Origin of the sequence: Anaerotruncus sp. DFI.9.16 (assembly GCF_024461615.1) — a bacterium.
In the GTDB taxonomy this organism is placed as follows: domain Bacteria; phylum Bacillota; class Clostridia; order Oscillospirales; family Ruminococcaceae; genus Anaerotruncus; species Anaerotruncus massiliensis.
Window position 1 is genome coordinate 1 of record NZ_JANFZX010000023.1, and the last position, 22,993, is coordinate 22,993.

Sequence of the window (22,993 nt, forward strand, 5' to 3'; positions counted from 1 at the left end):
CCGCCGCTCGATGAGCGGCAAACCTAAGTAGTGCCGCCGGGGCGGGACCCGGCAATCCCCCGCCGCCGAAGGCGGCTCCCCTAAAGCACCCCGAAGGGGCGCGAACAAAAGCCCTCCGCCCGCTGGGCAGAAGCCTGAGGGATCGCTGTCGGTCGACTACCGGCAAACTGTGCCGCTCGCTGAGCGGTAAGTCTAAGGATCGCTGTCGGCTGGCCGCCGACAACCTCCGCCGCTCCCCGAGCGGCAAAGAAAAGAGCCGCCCTGACGGGCGGCTCATTATTTTTTGTTACTTTTTCAAAGCAATCGCGGCGCGGGCTTTTTCGGCGATGCCCTCGGGGGTGAGGCCGTAGGCCTTCATGACGAGGGGGGCCTTGCCGGAGCGGCCAAACACGTCGTTGACGCCGTGCTTGACGACCGGGGTGGGGCAGGTCTCCGAGAGGAACTCGGAGACGGCGGAGCCGAGGCCGCCGATGACGTTGTGTTCCTCGCTCGTGACGATGCAGCCGGTTTCCTTCGCGGCCTTGAGCACGAGCTCGGTATCGAGAGGCTTGATCGTATGCATATCGATCACGCGGGCGGAGACGCCCTCGGCCTTGAGCAGGTCGGCGGCCTTGAGGGCCTCCTGGACCATCATGCCGATGGCGATGATCGTGACGTCGCTTCCGTCCACGAGCTGGATGCCCTTGCCGATCTCGAACCGATAGCCGGGGATGGCGTCGGTTACGGTTTCGACCGCAAGGCGGCCAAGGCGCATATAGGCCGGTCCATCATAGTTGAGGAGCGCCTCGACGGCGGCGGTCATTTCGTTGCCGTCGCAGGGGCAGAGCACCGTCATGCCGGGGATGACCCGCATAAGGGCGAAGTCCTCGATGCACTGGTGGGTGGCGCCGTCCTCGCCGACCGAGAGGCCGCCGTGGGAGCCGATCACCTTGACGTTGAGGTGGGGGTATGCGATCGAGTTGCGCACCTGCTCATAGGCGCGGCCGGCGGAAAACATCGCGAACGAGTTGGCAAACGGTTTTTTGCCGCAGGTCGCGAGGCCCGCCGCAATGCCCATCATGTCCGCCTCGGCGATGCCGATATCAAAAAACTTCTCCGGATACGCTTTCGCAAAGCTGTTGGTCATCGTCGCGCCCGCAAGGTCGGCGTCGAGCACGATCAGGTCGGGATCGCTCCCGCCGAATGTCACAAGCGCCTTGCCGTATGCGGCGCGGGTTGCAATTACCTCTCCCATGATTAACCCTCCAGACCTTTCAGGGCCGCTTCCAGTTCCGCGCGGCCGATCTCATACTGCTCGTCGTTGGGCGCCTTGCCATGCCAGCCCGCGTTGTTCTCCATATAGGAAACGCCCTTGCCCTTGACCGTCTTGGCCAGGATCATCGTGGGCTTGCCCTTGCAGGCAGCCGCCGCGTCAAACGCGTCGGAAATCGCGCAGTAGTCGTGCCCGTCGATCTTGATCACGTTCCAGCCGAACGCTTCCCACTTTTTATCCAGCGGCTCGGTGGGCATGACGTCGGAGGTGGAGCCGTCAATCTGCAGGCCGTTGACGTCGATAACGCCGCAGAGATTGTCCAGGCCGTATTTGGCCGCGGCCATGCCGGCCTCCCAAATCTGGCCCTCCTCGATCTCGCCGTCGCCCATGACCGCGTAGACGCGGTAGTCCTTTTTATCGAGCTTGCCCGCCAGCGCCATGCCGACCGCGACCGAAAGGCCCTGTCCGAGCGAGCCGGTGGACATATCGACGCCGTTGACGTGCCGCATCTCGGCATGTCCCGAAATATGTCCCTCGATGCTGCGGAAGAGCTTTAAATCCTCCTCCGGGAAGAAGCCGCGCAGAGCAAGCGTGGGGTAGAGGGCGGGGGTGCAGTGTCCCTTGGAAAGGACAAAGCGGTCCCGGCCGGGATTCTTGGAATCCTTGGGGTCCACCCTCATCTTTTCAAAGTAGAGGACCGCCAGAATATCAGCGACCGACAGAGATCCGCCGATGTGTCCCGAAGCGGCGGTATGTACCGCGTCCAGTCCCGCGAGGCGGATTCTGGTCGCAATAATGGCCAGTTCCTTCGCGCGTTTTTGATCCATTCACGTTCATTCCTTTCACCATACAAGTCCAATCTTTGCGGCGCCGGCACCGTGGCGCCGCCAAATGACAGCACCTTTATCATAATACAGATTTCCCGAAGAATCAATAGAATTCCCCCGCGCGGGCGTCTATTTTTTGCGCGCCGGCCGCCCCGGAAGGTGAAAAATGCGTTGACTTCGGACATGCGATCTGATATAATAATATTCTATTATGGAAGCGTATCGAAGTGGTCATAACGGGCCTGACTCGAAATCAGGTAGACGGCAACGTCTCGTGGGTTCGAATCCCACCGCTTCCGCCAACGATACAGACCTGTTTTTTATTGAAAGATAAAAGACGGGTCTGTTGCTATTTTATAACATGATTCCGGAAAAACCGCAGCATAATAATGTCGTTTTAGTCGTTTATACTCTGGGAGAAACGTTGTTCTTTGTACGCTATCTTCAATGTGTCATTTTCCTGAACGAGAAGAAGGCCGATGCTTTCTGCTGCTTCGGATTTATCGAAGGCGTCTGTGTCCAACAGCCTGCAAAGGCCCTCCGTGCTTTTAAGCTCTCCCTTGGATGTTGACAAATCTGCGATATTTGTATATACTATTCACATCGAAAATTTTTGATGTGAGGTGAGAAGACTGCAGACCACCCATCAAAGAAACGCAAAGGTGTTCAAGGCTCTGTGTGACGAGAAGCGGCTGGCGATTTTGGAATTGCTCCGCAGCGGTGAGAAATGTGCCTGTGTGTTGATTGAAGCCTTGGGAATGGGGCAGTCCGCTGTCTCCTACCACATGAAGATCCTCTGTGAATCCGGCATTGTCGAGAGCCGCCAGGAGGGCAAGTGGACGCACTACCGACTGAGCGAAGCGGGCAGTCAATACGCCCTTGAACTGCTCAAACAAATCACAACGCCTGATACGGCGCAGGGGCAATGTGCCTGCTGCTGAGAAAGCCCATCTCTGGAGGATGGCTTTTCTTCGGCACAACATATCAATTTTTTTTGATGTATTTTGGAGGGATCTCAATGTATGTTTTAGAATCCATCTGGCAATTCATACAGGATCAAATACTGGGGATGAAATGGCTGGACGCTCTGATCGGCAACGCTCTTTCCTTTGTCGGCCTGGACACCACATCCCGGCTGGGCGGGAGCATCCGGTTCTTCCTGTACGACGTAGTGAAGATTGCGGTTCTGCTCTGCCTTTTAATTTTTTTCATTTCCTACATTCAAAGCTACTTTCCCCCGGAGCGGAGTAAGAAAATCCTGGGACGCTTTCATGGAGTTTGGGCCAATATCATTTCGGCCCTGTTGGGAACGGTAACACCTTTCTGCTCCTGTTCGTCCATCCCCCTTTTCATCGGCTTCACCAGCGCGGGGCTGCCTCTGGGCGTGACCTTCTCTTTTCTGATCTCCTCCCCTATGGTAGACCTGGGAAGTCTGGTTCTGCTTATGAGCATTTTCGGGGCCAAGGTAGCCATCATCTATGTGGTCGTGGGGCTGGCCATTGCGGTGGTCGGCGGTACGCTGATCGAAAAGCTGCGCATGGAGCGGTATGTGGAGGAGTTCATCAAGAGCGCGGGCGGTGTGGATATTGAATCCCCCACGCTGACAAAGCGGGAGCGGGTCCAGTACGCAAAAGAACAGGTGGCGTCCACCTTCAAGAAGGTGTTCCCCTATATCCTGGTGGGCGTGGGCATTGGGGCCGTCATTCACAACTGGATTCCCGAACACTGGATCGAGGCCGTCCTGGGCAGCAACAACCCCTTTGGCGTTATTCTTGCCACCTTGGTGGGTGTCCCCATGTACGCGGACATTTTCGGCACCATCCCCGTGGCCGAGGCTCTGCTCTACAAAGGGGCCCAGCTTGGAACCATCCTGGCCTTTATGATGGCCGTCACCACCCTGAGCCTGCCGTCTATCATCATGCTCCGCAAGGCGGTCAAGCCGAAGCTGCTGGCCCTGTTCATCGGGATCTGCACGGTGGGGATCATCCTTGTGGGCTACCTGTTCAATGCGTTCCAGTTCCTATTGATTTAGTTTGGGGGGTATAAATTAATGTCAAAGTCGGTTAAAATCGAATACCTGTTTCTGGACCTCCAAACGTGTGACCGCTGTATTGGGACAGATCAAGTCCTGGATGAAGTCGTGGAAACGATCACCCCTGTGCTGGAGTTGGCGGGCTATCAGGTCGAATATCAGAAAATTGAAATGACGACCGCCCGGCTTGCGGAGAAATACCGCTTTCTGTCTTCACCGACCATCCGCGTCAATGGGCAGGATATCTGTACAACGGTAAAAGAAAGCGAGTGTGGGTGTTGCAGTCAAATCAGCGGCACGGCCGTAGACTGCCGTGTATTTGAATACGAGGGAAGCGTCTACGAGGTTCCGCCCAAAGCAATGCTGGCGGAAGCCATTCTGCGTAGCGTGTTTACCCCAAACGGCGCTCCTTGCTGTAGCTGCTACACCTTGCCGGATAATCTGAAAACCTTTTTTGCCGGGAAGGATTCTAAAAACGGTTCGTGCTGCTGTTCAAACGGATGTCGCTGAATCATAAAAATGGAGGGAGCTTCTATGAAACTGTTTGGAAAGAAAAAAGAGAAAGTGAAATCCTGCTGCTGTGGCGGAAACGGCACTCCGGAGGTGATGGCCCAGGCCGAGGCGGAGGCGGGCAGGAGCGGGATCAAGGTGCTGGGGTCTGGCTGCGCCAAATGTAACGCGTTGGAGGCGGCCACCCGCGAGGCTCTAGCTGAACTAGGAATGGACACAGCCATCGACCATGTGACCGACTTTACCCAGATTGCGGCCTACGGGGTTATGACTACCCCGGCCCTGGTGGTGGACGGCAAGGTGCTGTCCTATGGCAAGGTGCTGACCAAGGACGAGGCCAAGGCGCTCCTCGCGAAATCCAGAGGGTTGGGCACATCATTTTGTTGACTCACCGGTCCCGTTCACATATACTGTAACGAAATCTCTTTGCACTGCATTACATTCCGGCAAGGGACGCGAGATCAACAGTACAAACTGAGCAGGCGATGTCCCTAGTCCGGAAGGGCGTGGGACCGGGCCGCCCTGTGGCGGCAGCGGGTGGAGTTTTCATCGACACATCCGCAGGACAGTAACTGTTCCGCGGATGTGTATTTTTCTACCCAGATCAAACGTATCGCGGAACAGCCGACTTCTGAAATTGGAGTGCCATAAGAGAAATCAAGACACTGCCAATAGGCAGGAAACAGAGGATTCTTTTATGACAAACGGGATGGGAGACGGGGCGCTTCGGGAGGCGGTCAAGACCGCCTCCATCTTCTCCCGCGTGACCCCGGAGCACAAAATGCGCATCGTCCGGGCCTTCAAGGAGAACGGCGAGATCGTCGCCATGGCCGGTGACGAGGTGAACGACGCCCCGCCCTCAAATACGTCGACATCGGCATTGCCATGGGCAAACGGGGCAGCGAGGTCTCCCGCGAGGCGGCCGACCTCATCCGGATGGACGATAACTTTTCCACCATCGCGGATACCGTCCGGAATGCCCGGCGCATCTATGACAACATCCGCAAGGCGGTGGGCTATGTGATCACGATCCACATCCCCATCGACCTCTCCGCCCTGCCGGCCCCCTTTCCGGGCATCGCCCCGGCCGCGCCGTTTCTGCTGCCGCTCCATGTGGTGCCGCTGGAGGTGATCATCGACCCCACCTGCTCCATCGTCCTGGAACGCCAGCCCGCCGAGGGCCATGTGATGGAGCGCCGCCCCCGGGACCAGAAGCTGCTGACTGCCGGGCGTCTGGTCAGAAGCGTGTTCCAGAGACTTGCCATATTCGCCGCATCCTTCATCTCTTGCTTCGTCGTGCTGGAATGCGGCAGCGGCAACGTGCCTGTGGCCCGCTCCATGGGGCGGCCGTCACCATGCAGGCGAATCTTTTCCTGGGTCAACAGCTCCGACCGCGACCCCGTTTACATCTCCACCCGGCGTCTGGTGAAAGACAAGGTGATGTGGGCGGCTCATCTCGGCACATTGGTCCTGCTGGGCCTTGTGCTGTATACGCCGGTGTCCGCAGTGCTGAAGCTGACGGCGATGCCGATGCTGCGGGGCGCTCTCTGCCTCGCCGCCATGTCCGTGTTGTGGTATGAGCCTATGAAGTTGATCAATAGAGCTCGCAGGGGAAAATCGTCCTTCTTGGTAGAAAGGGTGAAAACAGACAATGACACTTGTTCTCAGCCAGACGGCGTGTATTTTACTTTGGAAGCGTGTCCACTGTGCTGTGTCCCGTCCTGAGGATGCCGCCTGTGAGCGTCGGAACAGCACAGCAGTGGCAAAGAAAAGGCGCCAGCCTGCGGCTGGCGCCTTTTCTTTTTGGTAGAGCAGGGCGGCGGCCCGCGGGCCGGGGGAATTCGCCGTGGTATGTTTCCCCGCCCGCGGGTAGAATCCTGCCGCTTCCATTAACAGGTGAATATTTTGGCTTTATTGCCCGTCGGGTGAGGGACTGTCAGCTTTTGCTAACAGTCCGTTTCTTTTATCCTGCAAAGGAGCTCCGGTGAAAGAATTGTTGACGATGGGAGCTTTTTCATCCATCCTCGTCGAGTCCATCTTTGGCCGGCACTTTGTGAATATAATTTTTGTCTTGAAAATCCCGCGTTTCGTTTTTATCGTCTGCTAACCTGCGTCAGCAACAACTTATGTAAAAGAATATGTGCATTGTGATAAATGTCACATTTTTTTCTTTTCGTATAGAATAGTATTTAGTAAAAATATCTAATAATTTATTGGGATCTCTAGGGCCAAAAAAGTTCCGATCGTTTCGCTTCCCAAGGGTGACCCGGCGGAGTTTGGAGACATGTCAAAGCTCTGCTTATCTATTTCTCACCGCTCCGAACGAACGATTCAACAAATCATTTTGTGAAAGATACTGTCCGCTAGGCGTGGAGGTTGAATCCCATAAGGGTCCACCCCTCGACGACCGGAGTATTCTATAAAAATGACGAAATGTCAAATTTTTATTGGAGGTCAGTATTATGAGCAAAACGTATCCCCTGCATGTCCCCGCCCCTCATCACTTCACCTATGCCGTCCGCAACACTCCCAATGTTACAATCGAACAGCGTGAACGGGCCTTAAAGGCTACTCACTACAATGAATTTGCTTTCCCCTCCGGCATGTTGACGGTCGACATGCTGTCTGACTCCGGCACCACCGCCATGACCAATCAGCAATGGGCGGCCCTGTTCTTGGGCGACGAGGCCTACGGCCGTAACACCGGCTACTATGTCCTGTTGGATACTTTCCGCGACATCTTTGAGCGCGGCGGCGAGAAAAATTGGAAAAAATCCATTGATCTGGTGCGCACTGACTGCCAGGACGTGGAGAAATTGATGGATGAGCTGTATCTGTGTGAATATGAAGGCGGGTTCTTCAACGGTGGTGCGGCCCAGATGGAGCGCCCCAACTCTTTCATCATTCAGCAGGGACGCGCGGCAGAATCCGTTTTGATGGAGATCGTCAAAAAGGTCCTTGCCCAGCGTCATCCCGGCAAAGTCTTTACCATCCCCTCGAACGGCCATTTTGACACCACCGAGGGTAACATCAAGCAGATGGGCTCCGTCCCCCGCAATCTGTACAACAAGGAACTGCTGTACGAAGTACCCGAGGGTGGGGTATACCCCAAGAATCCGTTCAAAGGCAACATGGATCTGGAGAAACTGCAGCAGCTGATTACCGCAGTCGGGTCTGAGAACGTGCCTCTGATTTTTACCTGCATTACCAATAACCCGGTTTGCGGACAGGCCGTCTCCATGGCCAACCTGCGGGAAATCAGCCGGATTGCTCACAGCTATAATATTCCATACATTCTGGATGCTGCCCGCTGGGCGGAAAACGCTTATTTTATCAAGATGAATGAGGAAGGCTACGCCGGCAAATCCATCGCTGAGATCGCCACGGAGATGTTCTCTTACTGTGACGGTTTTACCATGTCCGCTAAGAAAGATGGCCACTCTAATATGGGTGGAATGCTCGCTTTCCGCGATAAGGGTTTGTTCTGGAAAAACTTTTCCGACTTCAACGAAGACGGCTCCGTCAAAACCGACGTCGGCGTTTTGCTAAAAGTCAAGCAGATCTCCTGCTATGGCAACGACTCTTACGGCGGCATGTCCGGCCGTGATATCATGGCGCTCTCCGTGGGTCTGTACGAAAGCTGCAATTTCAACTATATGAACGAACGCATCGCACAGTGCAACTACTTGGCGGAGGGTTTCTACAAAGCCGGCATCAAAGGCGTGGTGCTTCCCGCCGGCGGCCACGCCGTGTATATCAATATGGACGAATTCTTTGACGGCAAACGCGGTCACGAGACCTTTGCCGGTGAAGGCTTCTCTCTGGAGCTGATCCGCCGCTACGGCATCCGTGTCTCCGAGCTGGGTGATTATTCCATGGAGTATGACCTGAAGACGCCGGAGCAGCAGGCGGAAGTCGCCAACGTCGTGCGTTTTGCCATTGACCGCAGCCGACTGACACAAGAGCACCTGGACTATGTCATCGCCGCTGTCAAGGCGCTGTACGAGGACCGGGAGAACATTCCAAACATGCGGATCGTCTGGGGGCACAATCTCCCCATGCGACATTTCCATGCCTTCCTTGAACCTTACCCCAACGAGGAGAAATAACCATCCCGATAACAGCGCCTTCACCGAAAAGAGGGAAAGCCGTCAAAGCTCGTGGGTGCAAAGTTGGCGATGCGTCTGTTATTCGTGCGGTATCGAACGATTTATCGTATACGGGGCGGGAGCGGCCGTCAGCCGCTCCCGCCCCCCCCCCCCCCCCCCGTCTTCACAAAATCTTGCTCTTCTTTTTGATCTTGTTGGATTGCTTGGCTGTTTTTCTTTGATCCGCCGCCGTTGGGTTTTGTCCCGGTCTTTTAATTTGCCTTCGATCATCAGAACGGATTTTGTACATTTCGTCGTCTGGCCTGCCATTTATTCTTTCAAACATTTATTGAAATGTGATTTTTGTCACAAAAAAATTTGGGGAAACATGATATATTTTAATCAAGATACGATAAAAAAATGTGCAAATTTACTTTTATTGTATATTGGGCCTATTTTAAAAGTTTCGTATGTCATCGTTTTTCTGATGTGATCGGCCTTTCATGTAGTCTCAAGAAACCGCATACCGCGCAGCCATCATTTCTTTTGGAAAGGAAACCTGAACAATGAAAATCGGAACTGCCGAAGCAAAAAAAGGATGTCTTGTAAAAGGTTATATTGATTGCGGCGAGCTGGCCATGGGTTCTCCGATTCGCATGCCCGTTATGATCCTGCAAGGAGAGCAGGACGGCCCCGCGTTATGGATTAATAGTACCGTTCATGGTGTAGAGGTGAACGGCATCCTGATCTGCCGTGAGCTCGCCGAGGAAATTGACCCTAAGACTCTTCGGGGCTCGCTGGTATTTACCCCTATCAATAATCCTTCCGGGTTCCAGGAGCGTCATAAGTTTACCGGCATTGACAGGCTCGACATGGATCAGCAGTATCCTGGGAATCCCAACGGTTGGCACTCCGAGAGAGTCGCTTATATCCACTTCGGTTACATCAAGCAATATGCAAACTACATGATCAGCCTCCATGCTCTGGGACTTCACTATGATGTCCTTCCCTACACAATCTATAAAAAACTTCCCGGCGTGGATCCGAAGATCAATCAGGCCGCTGCAGACATGGCTGTCAATTTTGGTTACCAGGCCATCTGCGAAGTCGATCTCACCACTGCAAGCGCCGAGCTTCCTGGCGCCATTGCCAAGAACATGGATGTAAATTGTCTTCTGAACGGTATCCCCGCTATTATGGCGGAGACTGGCGCGGGCAGCGCACTCCAGCCCGAATTCATTGAGATCACCAAAAAAGGCATCTATAACGTGATGGGGTCGCTCAACATGATCGACCATCCGGTAGTACCCCTGTATAAGGATCGCTTTATTGTTACAAAGCGCAAGTTCCCCACCGTCAGCCGCGGCGGTCTGTTGATGGGTTTGGCTAAAAGTGGAAAGCTCATGCAGCCGGGAGAGGAATTTGTGAAGGTATTTAATGCTTTTGAAGATCTTGAAGTCATAAAAAGCGATGAGGTTTGGATGCCTCTGGGCGTGTCTTACGAGCCAGTCGTTGACAGCGGAACCGTTATCGGCGCGGTCGCCTTGGAGTGGAGAAATGTCGAGGAATCGGATTTGTCCACATGAATGAATGATGCTCATGGCGGTACGCGCTATCGCGGGCTCAGATAACCCCCCATAATACCCTCAGCAAAAACGAAAGCAGAGAAGAAAAGGAGGAAACTATGAAAAAGAAACTTGCACTTTTATTAGCCCTTTCCCTCACTGTAAGCTCCCTTCTCACCGGCTGCGGCGGCAGCGAAGGGGTGGAGCAGCCTGCTGCTGAGGGCAAACACGAAAATGTGGACGTAGAGCTTCTTGCGGCATCCAGCACCGTGCAGAACGTCGGCATTGCAATCGCGGACGTAATAACCAAAAACAGCGGCTTCATTCGTATGGCCGCAACCGGGACCAACAGCTCCGAGGCCAATATTGTTCAGATGCTTGAAAAAGATGAGCATACGAATACCTTCTACATGACATCCGCCGCACCTTATATTTCTGCGAAAACAGGGATCGGCGCTTTCAAGGATTATGAGCCTTGCCAGGATCAGAGGCTTGTAGCCGCCATGCTGTATGGCGTCAACGGTTTCGTCACCACCGACCCTTCCATCAAGAGCCTTTCTGATCTGGATGGCAAGAAGGTGGCTATGTTCGCCGACGAGCTTCCCCAGCAGATGGCGAAGGCGGCTTTCGACATTCTCGGCATCAATGTTGAAATTAAAACCCTTACTTTCAGTGACCAGTTCACCGCCCTTTCCGATGGTCTGGTGGATGCGTGCCTGTATCTGGGCACCGGCCTGCCCAATGGTGAGCCCTTGGTCCCCGCAAGCCCGCTTCAGGAGCTCATCGCCAACAAGGGCGGCAAGGTTTATGCCGTTACCTTCCCCGCCGATTTGCAGGCGGAGGCCGTCACCAAAGCCGGCCTTGACGGGAAGTGGGCTTACTCTCCTATCATCTGCCCTGCGGGCTCCCTTCAGGAAACAGATACCGAGTCTTTTGAGGCATACGGTTCCGTTACCGCCCTGGTCGCATGCTGGGCGGATACCGACGAGGAAGTCGTTTACGAATTCACCAAGACGCTCTGCGAAAAATATGCCGATCTGGGTAATTACATGACCGAGCTCAAGCCGATTACACCTTCTCTGATGCTTTCCATGCTGTACATGGCTGAGGGCGAGGAAGACATCCACCCCGGCGCTCTCAGGTATTACAAGGAAGCCGGCCTCTGGCCCTCTGTCTGGGAAGAAGCAAACTCGAAATAATTCACGTTCGCCGAGAACCCCTGCATATGGAATTTTACTCTTACATATCCGAAATATGAATCTTGCCCGGTGAGCAGCAGCCCGGATTTGGCATTTCCCCATACGGTAGCGGCACCGGGGAGAGACAAGAGGAGTTTCAATGAAAAAAGTGAAAAGGTTTTCGATTGATACTCTGATCACTGCCTTTTCAGTGATTATGGTATTGTATCATCTTCTGTACACACAGACACTGATACTGGGGCCGATAGAGCATCAGAATATGCATATCCTGCTGGCGGAGATCCTGCTCATACTGATCTCCTGGAAAAAGTCGGGCAGTATAAAAAATCCGACTTTGCGGCTTTTCACCCGGTTATTGTTTATCTGTCTTTTGATTGCAGCTATCGTATCTTGCAGCTATGTCTTTGTAAATTTTCGTGCGCTTGAGCACCGTATCGGCATGAATACCTCCTCTGACATCGTGATAGGTGTTATTTTCTGCGTGGTCATGCTTGTACTTTGCAGAGAGCATGTGGGAAATGTGCTCCCCATCCTGGCAATTGTATTTGCGTTGTACACACAGTTCGGGCATCTCCTCGATGGCATGCTCTGGCATTTCAAAATCCCATTTTCTTCGGCAATATCCAAGTACAGTATTGGTTTCAGCGGGATATTTGGTTCTTCAATGTCCATTTCCGCCGATTATATTTTCCTTTTTATGGTATTTGGAAGTTTTCTTTCCGTTTCCGGCGGAACCAAATTTTTCGTTGAGATTGGCAAACTGATCGGACGGCGGTCCGCCAGCGGCCCAGGTATGACCGCCACCATATCCTGCGCGCTGGTAGGTATGGTCACCGGCTCCGGTATGGCCAACGTGTCGATCTGCGGGCCGTTCTGTGTCCCTATGATGCGCAATGTGGGGTATAGCGACAAGCAGACTTCCGGCATATTGACCACCGCCGCTACAGGAGCTCTTCTTGTTCCTCCGATGATGGGCGTTGTGGCCTTTGTTATGGCCGATTATATCGGCATACCGTATGTCCGGATCTGCATGATCTCGGTGCTCCCCTGTCTCCTGTATTATCTCTGCATTGCCGTTTATGTAATTATCGCGGCCAGGAAGAACGGTATCAAGAAGCTCGAAGGCGACGTCCAGACAAGTGCAAAAGAGATTTTTGGTACCTGCTACCTGTTCTTTATCCCGCTTGCTGAGATTATTTTCCTTCTGATCAGGGGCTATTCCCTCCGCATGATCTCGTTCATCATCTGTGTAACAACCTTTGTGCTGAGCTACATCAGAAAGGATACGAGAAAATCCTTCAAAGAATGGGCAAACGCTTGCGCAGACGGCGCCATTTCCGGCGCTGGTATCGCTGTGGCCTGCGGCATGATTGGTATCGTTCTGGCATGTTTCGACATCACCGGGCTGGGACTTAAGTTCCCCTCCATGATTGAGACAATTGCCAACGGTTCTCTGCTTATCGCCCTGCTCCTCGTGGCGCTCATCACGATTATCCTGGGCTGCGGTATCCCTCCCTTTGCTTCCTACATGATCGTTGCCATGATGTGCGCACCTGTTCTGGTCAGTCTTGGCTGCACCACTTTGCAGGCCCACTACTTTATTTTCCTCTTCACCGTATTTGGCCAAATGACTCCGCCGGTCGCGATCACTGCCGTAGCAGCTGCGCCGCTCTGCAACGTCAGTTACCTGACAGCGGGAGTAGAGGCCGTCAAGTGCGGATGGCTGGCATGGATTATGCCGTTTTTCATTATCTGGTGTCCCATGCTCATATTCGAGTCTACGGATTATTTGTACGGTTTCGTAGCGCTTCTGGGATGCCTCATGTTGATTATTGCATGGCAGGCGGCGTTCCTCGGCCATTTAAAAACGAGTATGCGGTTCATGGAACGCCTGTTGCTGCTTGTATCCGGGTTCCTGTTCTGTATATTTGAATTTGCCCAAGGTGTTGCCAGCTATGTTTGGTTCGCAGCCGGCGCCGTACTCTTCCTTCTCATTTATATTGGACAGATGAGCAAAGCAAAAAAAATACGGGTACAAATGTCTGAAGCATAATAAGCGGCAACGGTCATTCATTTGCTGCCGCAAATGCGGAACGGGCACTTATTATGTTCAACCTGGTTTTCAGGATTTTTGAAAGGGGTCGTTCTAATGGACAAACTCAGGGAATTAACCATCGTCGGCGCTGGCAACGGCGGCAAGGCTCTGGCTGGCGATCTGGCCAACAAGGGATGGGATGTTAATCTTTTTGAGGTTCCCGAATTTATCGGCGGGCTGAAAGAGATTATGGAAAAGAAAGAAATCACGGTTTCTGAAAATGGCGTTGAGACCACCGGAAAGCTCAAAAGCGTAACCACCGATATCGCTGCAGCTGTAAAGGGGCAGAAGCTCATCGTAGTCGTCATGCCCGGCTTCGGACACAAGCGTGCTGCCGAGCTGATCGCTCCCCATGTTGAGGATGGGCAGATCTATCTTTTCATGCCCGGCGGATTCGGTTCTTTTGAATTCATGCAGGAGTTGAAAAAGAAAGGCGCGTGGAGAGACAGCCTGATCCTTGCCGAGACAGCCACGCTTCCTTACGGGACCTTCGCCATCGGTCCCACAAAGGTCATGATATCCGTCCGAACCGTATGCAACCCCCTGGGCGTGTATCCCGCTTCCAGGACGGATGAAGTGTTTGAGGCCGTTAAGGGTGTTGATCCGGCTGTCGAGAAGAGAGAAAACCTCCTTGACGTTGCAATGTGCAACTTAAACCCCACCGGTCATGTCGTTCCCTGTCTCATGAGCGTGAGCCAGATGGAAGGAAGAGAAGATTACTGCATGTATCGTCATGCTTTTACGCCTTCCGTCAAGAAGCTGATCCTCAGCGCCGATGCAGAGCGTGTCGCCCTCCGTGAAAAGCTCGGTCTGCCTGCCCCTCACCACAATCTGACTCCTGGCTATGAAATGGCTCTTCCTTACTTCGGTGAGCCTACATATCTTGCGGCAAGAATGAACAACAAGGGGCCTAACTCCGTCAGCCATCGGTATGTGACTGAAGACGCTCCTTATGGATTGGCTTTATACGCTTCTATTGCACACAAGGTCGGTGTGGACTGTCCGATCACGGACGCTCTGCTTAAGCTGGCGGGCGCCCTCAATGATTCGAATTACACCACCAGCGGACGCACGCTGGAAAGCCTCGGGCTGGCCGATACAGACCTTGATGAGCTGATGGAGACTCTGAACAAATAAAGATTGGGCGATTCGGTTTCAAACCGGCTTCCGAACAGCCGTGCTGTTCGGAAGCCGGATCCAAATTCATTAACACTTAAACCATTTGTGAATGGAAAGAGGAGAAGAAGATGGCAAAGGATTTAAGAACATTTATCGATTCTGTTAAAGCCGCGGGCCCGAAATATTTTCTTGAGCTCACCAAGCCTGTCGACAGCAATCTGGAAATCAGCACCCTTCAGCAGCAGATGGATGACGCCGCCAAATTCCCTGTGATGTACTTCGATAAGGTTAAAGGTTACGATATGCCTCTTATTACCAATACTTTCGGAAGCTATGACATGCTTGGTCAGATCTTCGGTCTAAAGGCCAACACCAGCAAGGACCAGATTCTTCAGGAATACATTAAGCGTGGCAATAATCCCATCGATCCCGTCGTGATCGATAAAGATGCTCCTTGTCAGGAAGTCGTGTGGGAAGGCGCCGACATTGACCTCAATAAGCTCCCGATTCCCATCCATGCTCCCCTGGATGAAGGCCGTTATGTCTCCGCCGGCTTTACCGTATGCAAGGATCCCGATACGGGGATTTACAATGCGGGCTGGTATCGCCATGTTGTAAAGAGCGCAAACCAGATCACCGCCATGATCAACCCCAATAACCACGGCAAGCATATCGGCCGCCGTTATGCGGAGCTTGGCAGGAAGATGGAGGTCGCTCTCGTTATCGGACATCACCCGGCAGTTATTCTGGCTTCCTGTGAACGCGGCAGCATCGATATGGATGAATTTAAGGTCATGGGCGGTTTCCTGGAAGAACCTGTCCGCATGGTCAAAGGCAAGACGATCGACCTCCTCGTTCCCGCTGATGCGGAGATCGTTCTCGAAGGCTGGATTGACCCTGCCGTCGAGGCAAAGGACGGCCCGTTCGCCGAATTTGCTCACTACTACGGCCACGAGATGCCCGCTTATATGATCAATGTAACGGCCATCACGATGCGTAAGGACGCGATCTTCTATGACCTCAACCCGGCGGGCACCGAACACAATATGTCCGGCGTGCTTCCCTTTGAGTCTATCTTGTACAGAGCCGTAAAGAGCAAAATGCCTTCTCTGAAAGCGCTTCACCTTCCGCCCTCCGGCGTATGTCTGTTCCATTCCTACATCTCCATCAAGAAACGCAACCCGGGCGAGGGCAGAATGGCCGGCCTCGCGGCAATTGCGGCTGAAAGCATGCTGAAGATGGCGATCGTGGTTGATGACGACATCGACGTTTACAACGAGCGTGATGTTATGTGGGCTGTCGCAACCCGCGTACAGGGAGATAAGGATATCGTCATTATTCCTGATGTCTGCGGCTCTCACCTGGACCCTCTGTCCTATGACGAGACCAGACTGGAAAGAGGCTCAATGACCACCAAGGTCATCATTGACGCGACAAAACCGGTCGGGAAAGAATTTGCCACCAGAGTCATGCCTGACGAGAAGACCATGAACCGTATTTCCATTGAAGATTATCTTTAAATAACGTCTTGTCTGCGGCATGCCGCAGAGTTGAAAGGATCCGAAAAGAGGATAATTGTCTTTTCGGATCCTTTCCTCACTCATAGTATCTATTGAAAAGAGGGATGAAAATGATCAAGGATGTAAGAGAATACCTGGATCATCTCAACAAACAGGGCTATCTGGATGTGGTGGAGGACAGGGTAAAGCTTTCTCACATTCCGCAACTTCTGGCTGAACAGGAGAAAACGGGGAATGCCGTTATTTTCAAGAATATTGAAGGCTACGATTATCCGATATTCAATAACCTCTTCGGCAAAAGAGCGTTTCTTGCTTCTGTTTTCGAGTGCCCCATTGAGAATGTAGTAGATATTTTCGGCGAGCGTATGGAACAACGGATCAAACCCGTCATGGTCGATCACGCTCCTGTACATGAAGTAGTCCTTAATAAAGGTGATTTTGATATCCGTAAATTCCCTTTTATCGTACACTCCGCGCATGACGTCGGCAGATACATCACCGGAGGAATGGTAATTGCAAAAGATCCCGAGACCGGTGTGAGGAACTGTTCGTTTAACCGGATGCAGCTTAAGGGGCCTGACAAGACCGGACTCCGTATGTCTCCCACGCAGGATCTGGAGAGCTATTACCGAAAAGCCGTCGCAATGAAAAAACCCCTCGAGATCGCTGTGGTAATCGGCAGCCATCCCATGTGCCTTCTGGCGGCTGCCTGCGGCCCTGCAAGAGATGTGGACGAGCTTGAGATCGCAGGCGCGCTTTGCGGCGAGCCTATTCCCCTCGTAAAGTGCAAGACCATCGATATGGAAGTTCCCGCCTATGCAGAAGTCGTTATCGAGGGAAAGATTATGCCCGGCGAGATGGAGGACGAAGGACCTTTCGGAGATTTCCAGGAGTACTACATTGAAACAATGAAAAACCACATTGTACACTTCCAGTGCTTAACCATGCGGAAAAATCCCATGATCCAGGTCATCCGTGCAGGTTCTACAGACGACATCACCCTCCTGGGCTCCCCCCGTGAAGCACAGATTAAGAAATGCCTGACCGCTAATAATGTTGACGTACGCGCCATCAATATTATGGTCTGCAAAAACTATCTGACCTGTGCCATCGCCATCCATAAGCAGTATGAATTTGAGGTGAAGAACGCCCTGATGATGGCCTTTGGCAGCTTCAAATTTCTCAAGAACTGCATCATTGTCGATGAGGATGTAAACGTCTTCGATCCCGCCGACCTCTTCTGGGCCATGGCTACCCGGATGCGTCCAGCCGAGGGGCTGCTGGTGGTGCCCAATGCCATGGGCTTCGGCCGTGACAAATACGGTATCCATACCACAAAGCTCGGCATCGATGCAACCGCCCCTTTCAATGAGTGGCAGGAGTTCACACGAGTGACGGTTCCCGCGCCGGAGGACTGCGAGGGTAAAGAATAACCTGTCATTTTGGTATGTATACATCCCCCACCGGAAAAAAGGCCCTGAAGAAGCTGAAAAATCATAGAAACCAATCTGAGCAGAAAGGGGCCTGCTAACCTTTTGGGCGGAGGTAATAGCAAGATATCTGAATCGGATAAAAAGGAACGTTCACATGACAAATAAAAGAAGGGGACATTTTCTATGATCAAAATTATTGTCCCATTTGCAGTGATCATTGCGATCATGGTCATTAAGAAGATTCCGAAAATCGGTGGAGATGTGCGGTTTGCTCTGATTCTTGGCGCTCTTGCCGCGCTGCTGATGGGCGGCGTCTATAACCCCGTCGAATGGTTACAAGCTGGTTTTTCCGGCCTCAACAACGTATCGTTCATCATATGGCTCATTTTCTTTGGCGCTCTGTTTTCTGAAGTGTTGGTACATAACGGAGGCATGGAAGCTTTTTTAAACTTTATGCGTTCTACTTTTGGTAGAACGCCCAAGGGCCTTCTGGTCGTTATGATCCTTTTCTGCGTTGTCGGCGGCGCCCTTTTCGGAGATGCCACTGCGGCGGTAACGATTATCGGGTTCCTGGGAATCAATGCCCTGGCAGAACTCAAGCTCGAACCCGAACAGATCACCGCCAGTCTCGTCATGGGCTCGGCAATGGGTTCTATTATGCCTCCGATCAGCCAAGCCACTGTGCTTGCCGCTTCTCTGGTCGGGCTGAAAGACGAGACTCCCGCTATCACCCTCACCTATTTCACTGTGGGAATCGGAGTTATTCTCATGAGCCTTTACGCTTCCCGCTGGGTAAAGATCAAGCAGCTTCCGGAAGAACTCATCCCCAAGGAATCTCCCAAGGAAATCCTCCGGAATACGTGGGGCTCTATGGTATCCTTCGTGCTTCTTTTTGTAATCGTTTTGTTCCAGTCTCTGGGCCACAACCCCATCGCTTTCCTTGACATCGCTCTTGCCGGCGTAAAAACAATTCCAATCATCGGCGGGATTACAAACAAAATTGTTCTCGCGGTGGTAATCGCCTTTATCATTAGTTTTCTCTACAAACCCACCCGGGACCATACCGGAGACATCATCAAAATCGGTTTCAGAAAGATGCTCCTCCCCGAAGTCATCATGGTCTGTTCCGCCTTCCTTATTGGCGCTTTTCGCGCCGGCGGGCAGGTTGCGTTCATGCAGGAATTTGCCGCATCCATCCAGGACTCCCTGCTGAAGCTGACCGGCAGCTTCACAATGGTGATGACCGGCATGATTACCGGTCTCCAGTCCTCGACACAAACCACCATCTTCACGGTTCTTGGGCCCGCCTTGACCCAGATCGGCGTCACTCCCGTGCATGCCACGGTTGCCGGCGCACATCTTGCCATGGCAGGCCAGGGACTCCCACCTGCGGATATGCTCACTTTCCTGACTGTCGGCCTCGTGGGAGGCGTCATCGGGAAACAGATCAATCCCATGAAGTCCATGAAGTATTCTTGTCCGCAGTGCATTTATTTCATCCTGGTAGCACTTGTTTTTCTGTTTATCTGATACGAGAGACGGAGGGAAAAGCGATATGATGGTTCACGGAGGGTATTCGGTTTATGGCTTAAAAATTGGTATTCTGGTGCTGGACAGCGAAATACCAAGAATCCCCGGTGACATCGGCAATGCCGCCACTTACGATTTCCCGGTGGTCTATAAGGTTGTGCCCGGCGCTACCATCAGCAAGGTGGTGGGAGACACCGACCCATCTGTTCTGAATCCATTTATTAAGGCCGCCAGGGAGTTGGAAGCCGAAGGCTGTAAAGCGATCACAACAAGCTGCGGTTTTTTGGCCTCTTTTCAGGACGTCTTTTCCTCCGCAGTGAATATACCGATATTTACTTCCAGCCTCATACAGGTAAAGTATGTTTACAGCATTTTGCCCCCGGGCAAAAAAGTGGGGATCATTACGGCGGAAAAAGACTCCCTCCGCCTTTCTCATCTTGAGGGGGTCGGGATCCAGAACATTCCGTCAAAAATTGTCGGGCTTGACGGGTGCGCCGCCTTTACCGCCATGCGTTCCCCGGATCCCACCTTCGACCCAGAGGTTTTGAGGGCGGATATGGTAAAAGCCGCGAAAGAGCTCACATCAGATGGGGATATCGGGGCAATCGTTATTGAGTGCACGAATTTGCCTCCCTATTCGGCTGACGTGGCCCGTGTGACCGGACTTCCTGTGTTTGACATTGTTACGATGATCCATTACATCCACATGGCCCTGGAACCGAAGCGCTATAACTATTAATCTGTCGAAACAGCAACCTCTGCTTCCAGATTCCGAAGGCTCGCTGCTGCGGATTGGCCCGCGGGCCTTCGGAATCTCATGCCGCTGTTGTGGCGTCCTCACGATTAAAAGCAATCCTGTTATCAGAGAGGAATCTCAACAGCAACTCTGGAACGGGGCGTAATAGAAAGGCCGCACATATGGAATCTCTGCTGATACTGATTGACCGCGACGAAAATGTTCTTGGCTACGGTGAAAAAATGAGCGTTCACAAAGAGGGGCTTCTGCATAAAGCCTTTTCTGTTTTTGTCGCAGATGATTACGATCGGATTCTTCTCCAGAAAAGGGCGCTCTGCAAATATCATTCAGGTGGGAAGTGGAGCAACACATGCTGTTCCCATCTCTATAAGGACGAAGATTACGGCACGGCCATACGCAGGACATTTCTGGATGAGCTGGGAATCCTTATTCCAGACCTTCGGATTGATTCCTTCTCTGAGGGAGGCAGACTCGACGTGGGAATACCGTTATACATCGATCGCTTTTATTATTTTTCACAATATGACGGCCTGTCCGAGCATGAGATCGACCATGTGTTTTTATATAAGCCTGACAGCAGACTTTTTTCCGCTTTAACGCCGAATCCACAGGAAGTCTCTGAACTCCGATGGTTTTCTATGGCGGATATTGAAAGCATGCTTGCAAAAAGACCCGCTGACTTTTCAAGCTGGTTTCCGCAGGCTTTCCGGATTGCAATGAAAGGATTCTCAAATCGCTGAGATTTCAGCATGTTTATCGCGGCTCTGGTACCAAACTTGACCCGCGGATGATCTTCGTAATTTTGAGGAGAAGCGCCTATGTGCCAGGTGGCGGCCGCTCGTAGTTTGAATATCATTATACTTGCGGTTTTTATCTGTTTTCTATATATTAAATGAAAGCATGCCACTCCACATTTAAGGCGACCGTCAGCAAAGGGGGGTGGCGATGTCCCGAATGCGGAGCTGCCGTCGTTTCTGGCGTTTTTTGTCAAACGTATATATCTGTGGGGTTTCTTGAATAAGGAGGATGTCTTACATGAAGCTAGTGGTAGGAATCTCGGGAGCCAGTGGGGTCGAGATGGGCGCGAGGCTTCTGGCAATACTCAAGCGAATGGAAGGGATGGAAACGCATCTGGTCATTTCCGATGGGGCAAAAACAAACTTTCACGAAGAGACGCAGATGGATATCGCGGATGTTGAAGCTCTCGCTGACTATGTATACGATGACCATGACCTGGGTGCAAAGATCTCCAGCGGATCGTTCTGTACAGACGGTATGATCGTCATTCCGTGCAGTATGAAAAGTCTTTCCAATATTGCAACCGGGAACGCCGGAAACCTGCTGGCACGCGCGGCGGACGTCTGCCTGAAAGAGGGACGGAAGGTCGTTTTAGTCCCACGGGAGATTCCCATGTCCAAAATACATCTACGAAATATGTATCTCGCCGCTGATGCCGGATGTTCTATCGTTCCACCCATGCTGACCTTTTACAACGACCCGAAAACGCTTGATGATCAGGTCGAACATGTCATCGGAAAAGTACTGATGCAATTTGGTCTGAAAAATGAGAAATTCGTCCCTTGGGACGGCACCGCAAAAGCTCCGCACCGGTAAGCAGCGGATCCGAACGCCTCACCACAATAGCCGCCGAAAGCCGTTCTGTATGCCCGTATAATGCCGCTGGTGCATCGCACCAAAAACGCCTGCGTTGTTTTGACGCTTCAATAAAAATCAAATTGCTGTAATTCCAAGATCCCAATGTCTATAGAACAAGCGTATCTTTATGGATCCCAATGGAAAGAGGTGTTCGATGTGACCGAATCGTCTTCGTGGATTCGGTGTGATTTGGCAATTTGGGGAGCCATCTTGCAGGGGGCGGACGAGATCAAGTTGAAAAAAGGAGAGTTCCTTTTTAATCAGGGAGATACCGTCCAATGTATCTATATTGTAAAATCGGGGCGATTAATCCAATTTTTGATCGGTATATATGGAGATGAAAAGATTGTTACCAATATGGGAGTCGGCGCAATATGCGGAGAAAGCGCGATCTATCATAACGAACCAATCCTGTATGGTACAAAAGCGATTTCAGATGTAACCCTGTATCGGATCAGCGTTCCGATTTTTAGATCATATCTAGCATCTGATACTTCCCTGAATCAGGTTGTGTTAAACATGCTGATCCGTAAGATCAACGTCATGGCCATGCAAATCTCGGATCTTTCGTTTGGAAATGTATATCAGCGCCTTGCCGGTGAACTGTATCACGCGTCTCTGATATTCGGGACACCGGTGCCCGAGGGGATCTGCCTGGACCATCCTCTGACGCATCAGGATCTGGCGAACAAAATCAACGCCTCCCGCGAGACAGTTTCCCGGCATATGGGACGGCTGGAAAAAGAGGGGATCATCATGAAAGCCGGCAAGCGATACATCGTGTTATCACAAAAAGCGCTGAAGGATATCTATTCGCCGATCAACTATGGGGATTAGGAGGCCCGCATGGAAGGAAAGCACCCCGAAGATATTCATCCATCTGAATGCACGATCTGCCTGGACGTCCACACAACGGGCGGGAACGGCCTGAGCTGCTTTTTGTATGGCGGTGAACTGCCCCACGTTGGCGGCTGTGCTCTGGCAACACCCGGAGCGGAAATACACGGGAAACGCCTTTCCCGATGCGATGTGTGGACAACTCCCGTCCCTGGGCACAAGGACGCCATCGCAGCGGAAAAAACAGCTGTACGCATCTGTTTGTCCGTTCGAGAACCGGTTTCCGTCTGCTGCGGGATTCACTTCGACAATCTGGATACGGACGGTATCGCACATGTCATCACCATTTGCGAGCAGCTTACCGACGCATTTCTGCGGCGCTATAACGCAGAAAAAACCGACGGCGCGGCGGCTGCCTATCACATAATAGATCGGGATATCCCGGCTGTGCCAACACCGGGAAACGAAAGTTCCTCCGATTTCTGAATCTATTTGCCCGAGGACGATCACAGTGCAAAAATCGGAATGGAAACACATAAAGTCCTTATTCTGTTTTAATTCCGCAAGTAGAGA

20 protein-coding genes, 1 tRNA gene and 1 riboswitch are annotated in these 22,993 nt (G+C 52.3%); of the genes, 19 read left to right on the top strand and 2 right to left on the bottom strand.

All coding sequences use genetic code 11. From position 1 onward, the window contains the following. Positions 1-286: 286 nt before the first annotated feature. Positions 287-1,234: a transketolase family protein gene (locus tag NE609_RS10095; RefSeq protein WP_101553080.1), complete on the bottom strand. Its 948-nt coding sequence runs from the start codon at positions 1,232-1,234 to the stop codon at positions 287-289. Positions 1,235-1,236: 2 nt separating this feature from the next. Then, positions 1,237-2,079 carry a transketolase gene (locus tag NE609_RS10100; protein WP_121586312.1) on the bottom strand — a complete coding sequence of 281 codons (843 nt, stop codon included), beginning with the start codon at positions 2,077-2,079 and terminating at the stop codon, positions 1,237-1,239. 213 nt (positions 2,080-2,292) lie between these two features. On the opposite strand from NE609_RS10100, the gene NE609_RS10105 reads away from it, so the two are divergent. From NE609_RS10105 to NE609_RS10195, 19 genes are all read left to right on the top strand, one after another. Then, positions 2,293-2,381 (top strand) — tRNA-Ser (locus NE609_RS10105). Positions 2,382-2,711: 330 nt separating this feature from the next. After that, the gene (locus NE609_RS10110) at positions 2,712-3,020 is read left to right on the top strand and encodes a helix-turn-helix transcriptional regulator (protein WP_256152448.1); all 309 of its coding nucleotides are present in this window, start codon (positions 2,712-2,714) and stop codon (positions 3,018-3,020) included. 77 nt (positions 3,021-3,097) lie between these two features. Further along, positions 3,098-4,111 carry a permease gene (locus tag NE609_RS10115; RefSeq protein ID WP_256152428.1) on the top strand — a complete coding sequence of 338 codons (1,014 nt, stop codon included), beginning with the start codon at positions 3,098-3,100 and terminating at the stop codon, positions 4,109-4,111. A gap of 18 nt (positions 4,112-4,129) precedes the next feature. Continuing rightward, entirely contained in the window at positions 4,130-4,621 is a 492-nt protein-coding gene (locus NE609_RS10120; RefSeq protein WP_256152429.1) for a DUF2703 domain-containing protein, read from the top strand. Positions 4,622-4,645: 24 nt separating this feature from the next. Next, positions 4,646-5,008 carry a thioredoxin family protein gene (locus NE609_RS10125; protein ID WP_256152430.1) on the top strand — a complete coding sequence of 121 codons (363 nt, stop codon included), beginning with the start codon at positions 4,646-4,648 and terminating at the stop codon, positions 5,006-5,008. Between the two features lie 77 nt (positions 5,009-5,085). Then, positions 5,086-5,192, top strand: a riboswitch (NiCo riboswitch). Positions 5,193-5,557: 365 nt separating this feature from the next. Then, entirely contained in the window at positions 5,558-6,346 is a 789-nt protein-coding gene (locus tag NE609_RS10130) for a cation transporting ATPase C-terminal domain-containing protein (RefSeq protein WP_370867160.1), read from the top strand. A gap of 737 nt (positions 6,347-7,083) precedes the next feature. Further along, positions 7,084-8,730, top strand: a complete 1,647-nt coding sequence (locus NE609_RS10135; protein WP_121586308.1) for a tryptophanase — start codon at positions 7,084-7,086, stop codon at positions 8,728-8,730. Positions 8,731-9,275: 545 nt separating this feature from the next. Then, positions 9,276-10,295 (top strand): succinylglutamate desuccinylase/aspartoacylase family protein, encoded by a 1,020-nt coding sequence (locus tag NE609_RS10140; protein WP_256152431.1) that lies wholly within the window; start codon positions 9,276-9,278, stop codon positions 10,293-10,295. 98 nt (positions 10,296-10,393) lie between these two features. Further along, positions 10,394-11,473, top strand: a complete 1,080-nt coding sequence (locus NE609_RS10145; protein WP_256152432.1) for a TAXI family TRAP transporter solute-binding subunit — start codon at positions 10,394-10,396, stop codon at positions 11,471-11,473. A 139-nt stretch (positions 11,474-11,612) separates the two neighbouring features. Then, the gene (locus tag NE609_RS10150; protein ID WP_121586305.1) at positions 11,613-13,526 is read left to right on the top strand and encodes a TRAP transporter fused permease subunit; all 1,914 of its coding nucleotides are present in this window, start codon (positions 11,613-11,615) and stop codon (positions 13,524-13,526) included. 96 nt (positions 13,527-13,622) lie between these two features. After that, positions 13,623-14,705, top strand: a complete 1,083-nt coding sequence (locus NE609_RS10155) for an NAD/NADP-dependent octopine/nopaline dehydrogenase family protein (RefSeq protein WP_158595575.1) — start codon at positions 13,623-13,625, stop codon at positions 14,703-14,705. Between the two features lie 110 nt (positions 14,706-14,815). Beyond that, a complete protein-coding gene (locus tag NE609_RS10160) occupies positions 14,816-16,207 on the top strand; it encodes a UbiD family decarboxylase (protein ID WP_121586303.1) in 1,392 nt (463 codons plus the stop codon). 110 nt (positions 16,208-16,317) lie between these two features. Beyond that, positions 16,318-17,640, top strand: coding sequence for a UbiD family decarboxylase (locus NE609_RS10165; protein WP_256152433.1), 1,323 nt, complete (start codon positions 16,318-16,320; stop codon positions 17,638-17,640). 183 nt (positions 17,641-17,823) lie between these two features. Then, positions 17,824-19,170, top strand: a complete 1,347-nt coding sequence (locus NE609_RS10170) for a TRAP transporter large permease subunit (protein ID WP_256152434.1) — start codon at positions 17,824-17,826, stop codon at positions 19,168-19,170. Positions 19,171-19,195: 25 nt separating this feature from the next. Continuing rightward, positions 19,196-19,909 (top strand): aspartate/glutamate racemase family protein, encoded by a 714-nt coding sequence (locus NE609_RS10175; protein ID WP_121586300.1) that lies wholly within the window; start codon positions 19,196-19,198, stop codon positions 19,907-19,909. Between the two features lie 179 nt (positions 19,910-20,088). Then, on the top strand, positions 20,089-20,667 hold the full coding sequence (locus NE609_RS10180; RefSeq protein ID WP_121586299.1) for an isopentenyl-diphosphate delta-isomerase: 579 nt from the start codon (positions 20,089-20,091) through the stop codon (positions 20,665-20,667). Positions 20,668-20,962: 295 nt separating this feature from the next. Then, positions 20,963-21,541, top strand: a complete 579-nt coding sequence (locus tag NE609_RS10185; protein ID WP_256152435.1) for a UbiX family flavin prenyltransferase — start codon at positions 20,963-20,965, stop codon at positions 21,539-21,541. Positions 21,542-21,739: 198 nt separating this feature from the next. Continuing rightward, entirely contained in the window at positions 21,740-22,420 is a 681-nt protein-coding gene (locus tag NE609_RS10190) for a Crp/Fnr family transcriptional regulator (RefSeq protein WP_158595573.1), read from the top strand. A 9-nt stretch (positions 22,421-22,429) separates the two neighbouring features. Then, positions 22,430-22,906: a hypothetical protein gene (locus NE609_RS10195; RefSeq protein WP_256152436.1), complete on the top strand. Its 477-nt coding sequence runs from the start codon at positions 22,430-22,432 to the stop codon at positions 22,904-22,906. Positions 22,907-22,993 lie beyond the last annotated feature (87 nt).

Bases quoted from the DNA above. Each gene is read 5' to 3' on its own strand.
- NE609_RS10115 (WP_256152428.1), top strand. From the start codon at position 3,098: ATGTATGTTTTAGAATCCATCTGGCAATTCATACAGGATCAAATACTG.
- NE609_RS10165 (WP_256152433.1), top strand. From the start codon at position 16,318: ATGATCAAGGATGTAAGAGAATACCTGGATCATCTCAACAAACAGGGC.
- NE609_RS10155 (WP_158595575.1), top strand. From the start codon at position 13,623: ATGGACAAACTCAGGGAATTAACCATCGTCGGCGCTGGCAACGGCGGC.
- NE609_RS10140 (WP_256152431.1), top strand. From the start codon at position 9,276: ATGAAAATCGGAACTGCCGAAGCAAAAAAAGGATGTCTTGTAAAAGGT.
- NE609_RS10180 (WP_121586299.1), top strand. From the start codon at position 20,089: ATGGAATCTCTGCTGATACTGATTGACCGCGACGAAAATGTTCTTGGC.
- NE609_RS10145 (WP_256152432.1), top strand. From the start codon at position 10,394: ATGAAAAAGAAACTTGCACTTTTATTAGCCCTTTCCCTCACTGTAAGC.
- NE609_RS10120 (WP_256152429.1), top strand. From the start codon at position 4,130: ATGTCAAAGTCGGTTAAAATCGAATACCTGTTTCTGGACCTCCAAACG.
- NE609_RS10170 (WP_256152434.1), top strand. From the start codon at position 17,824: ATGATCAAAATTATTGTCCCATTTGCAGTGATCATTGCGATCATGGTC.
- NE609_RS10185 (WP_256152435.1), top strand. From the start codon at position 20,963: ATGAAGCTAGTGGTAGGAATCTCGGGAGCCAGTGGGGTCGAGATGGGC.
- NE609_RS10195 (WP_256152436.1), top strand. From the start codon at position 22,430: ATGGAAGGAAAGCACCCCGAAGATATTCATCCATCTGAATGCACGATC.
- NE609_RS10125 (WP_256152430.1), top strand. From the start codon at position 4,646: ATGAAACTGTTTGGAAAGAAAAAAGAGAAAGTGAAATCCTGCTGCTGT.
- NE609_RS10130 (WP_370867160.1), top strand. From the start codon at position 5,558: ATGGACGATAACTTTTCCACCATCGCGGATACCGTCCGGAATGCCCGG.
- NE609_RS10175 (WP_121586300.1), top strand. From the start codon at position 19,196: ATGATGGTTCACGGAGGGTATTCGGTTTATGGCTTAAAAATTGGTATT.
- NE609_RS10100 (WP_121586312.1), bottom strand. From the start codon at position 2,079: ATGGATCAAAAACGCGCGAAGGAACTGGCCATTATTGCGACCAGAATC.
- NE609_RS10150 (WP_121586305.1), top strand. From the start codon at position 11,613: ATGAAAAAAGTGAAAAGGTTTTCGATTGATACTCTGATCACTGCCTTT.
- NE609_RS10160 (WP_121586303.1), top strand. From the start codon at position 14,816: ATGGCAAAGGATTTAAGAACATTTATCGATTCTGTTAAAGCCGCGGGC.
- NE609_RS10095 (WP_101553080.1), bottom strand. From the start codon at position 1,234: ATGGGAGAGGTAATTGCAACCCGCGCCGCATACGGCAAGGCGCTTGTG.
- NE609_RS10135 (WP_121586308.1), top strand. From the start codon at position 7,084: ATGAGCAAAACGTATCCCCTGCATGTCCCCGCCCCTCATCACTTCACC.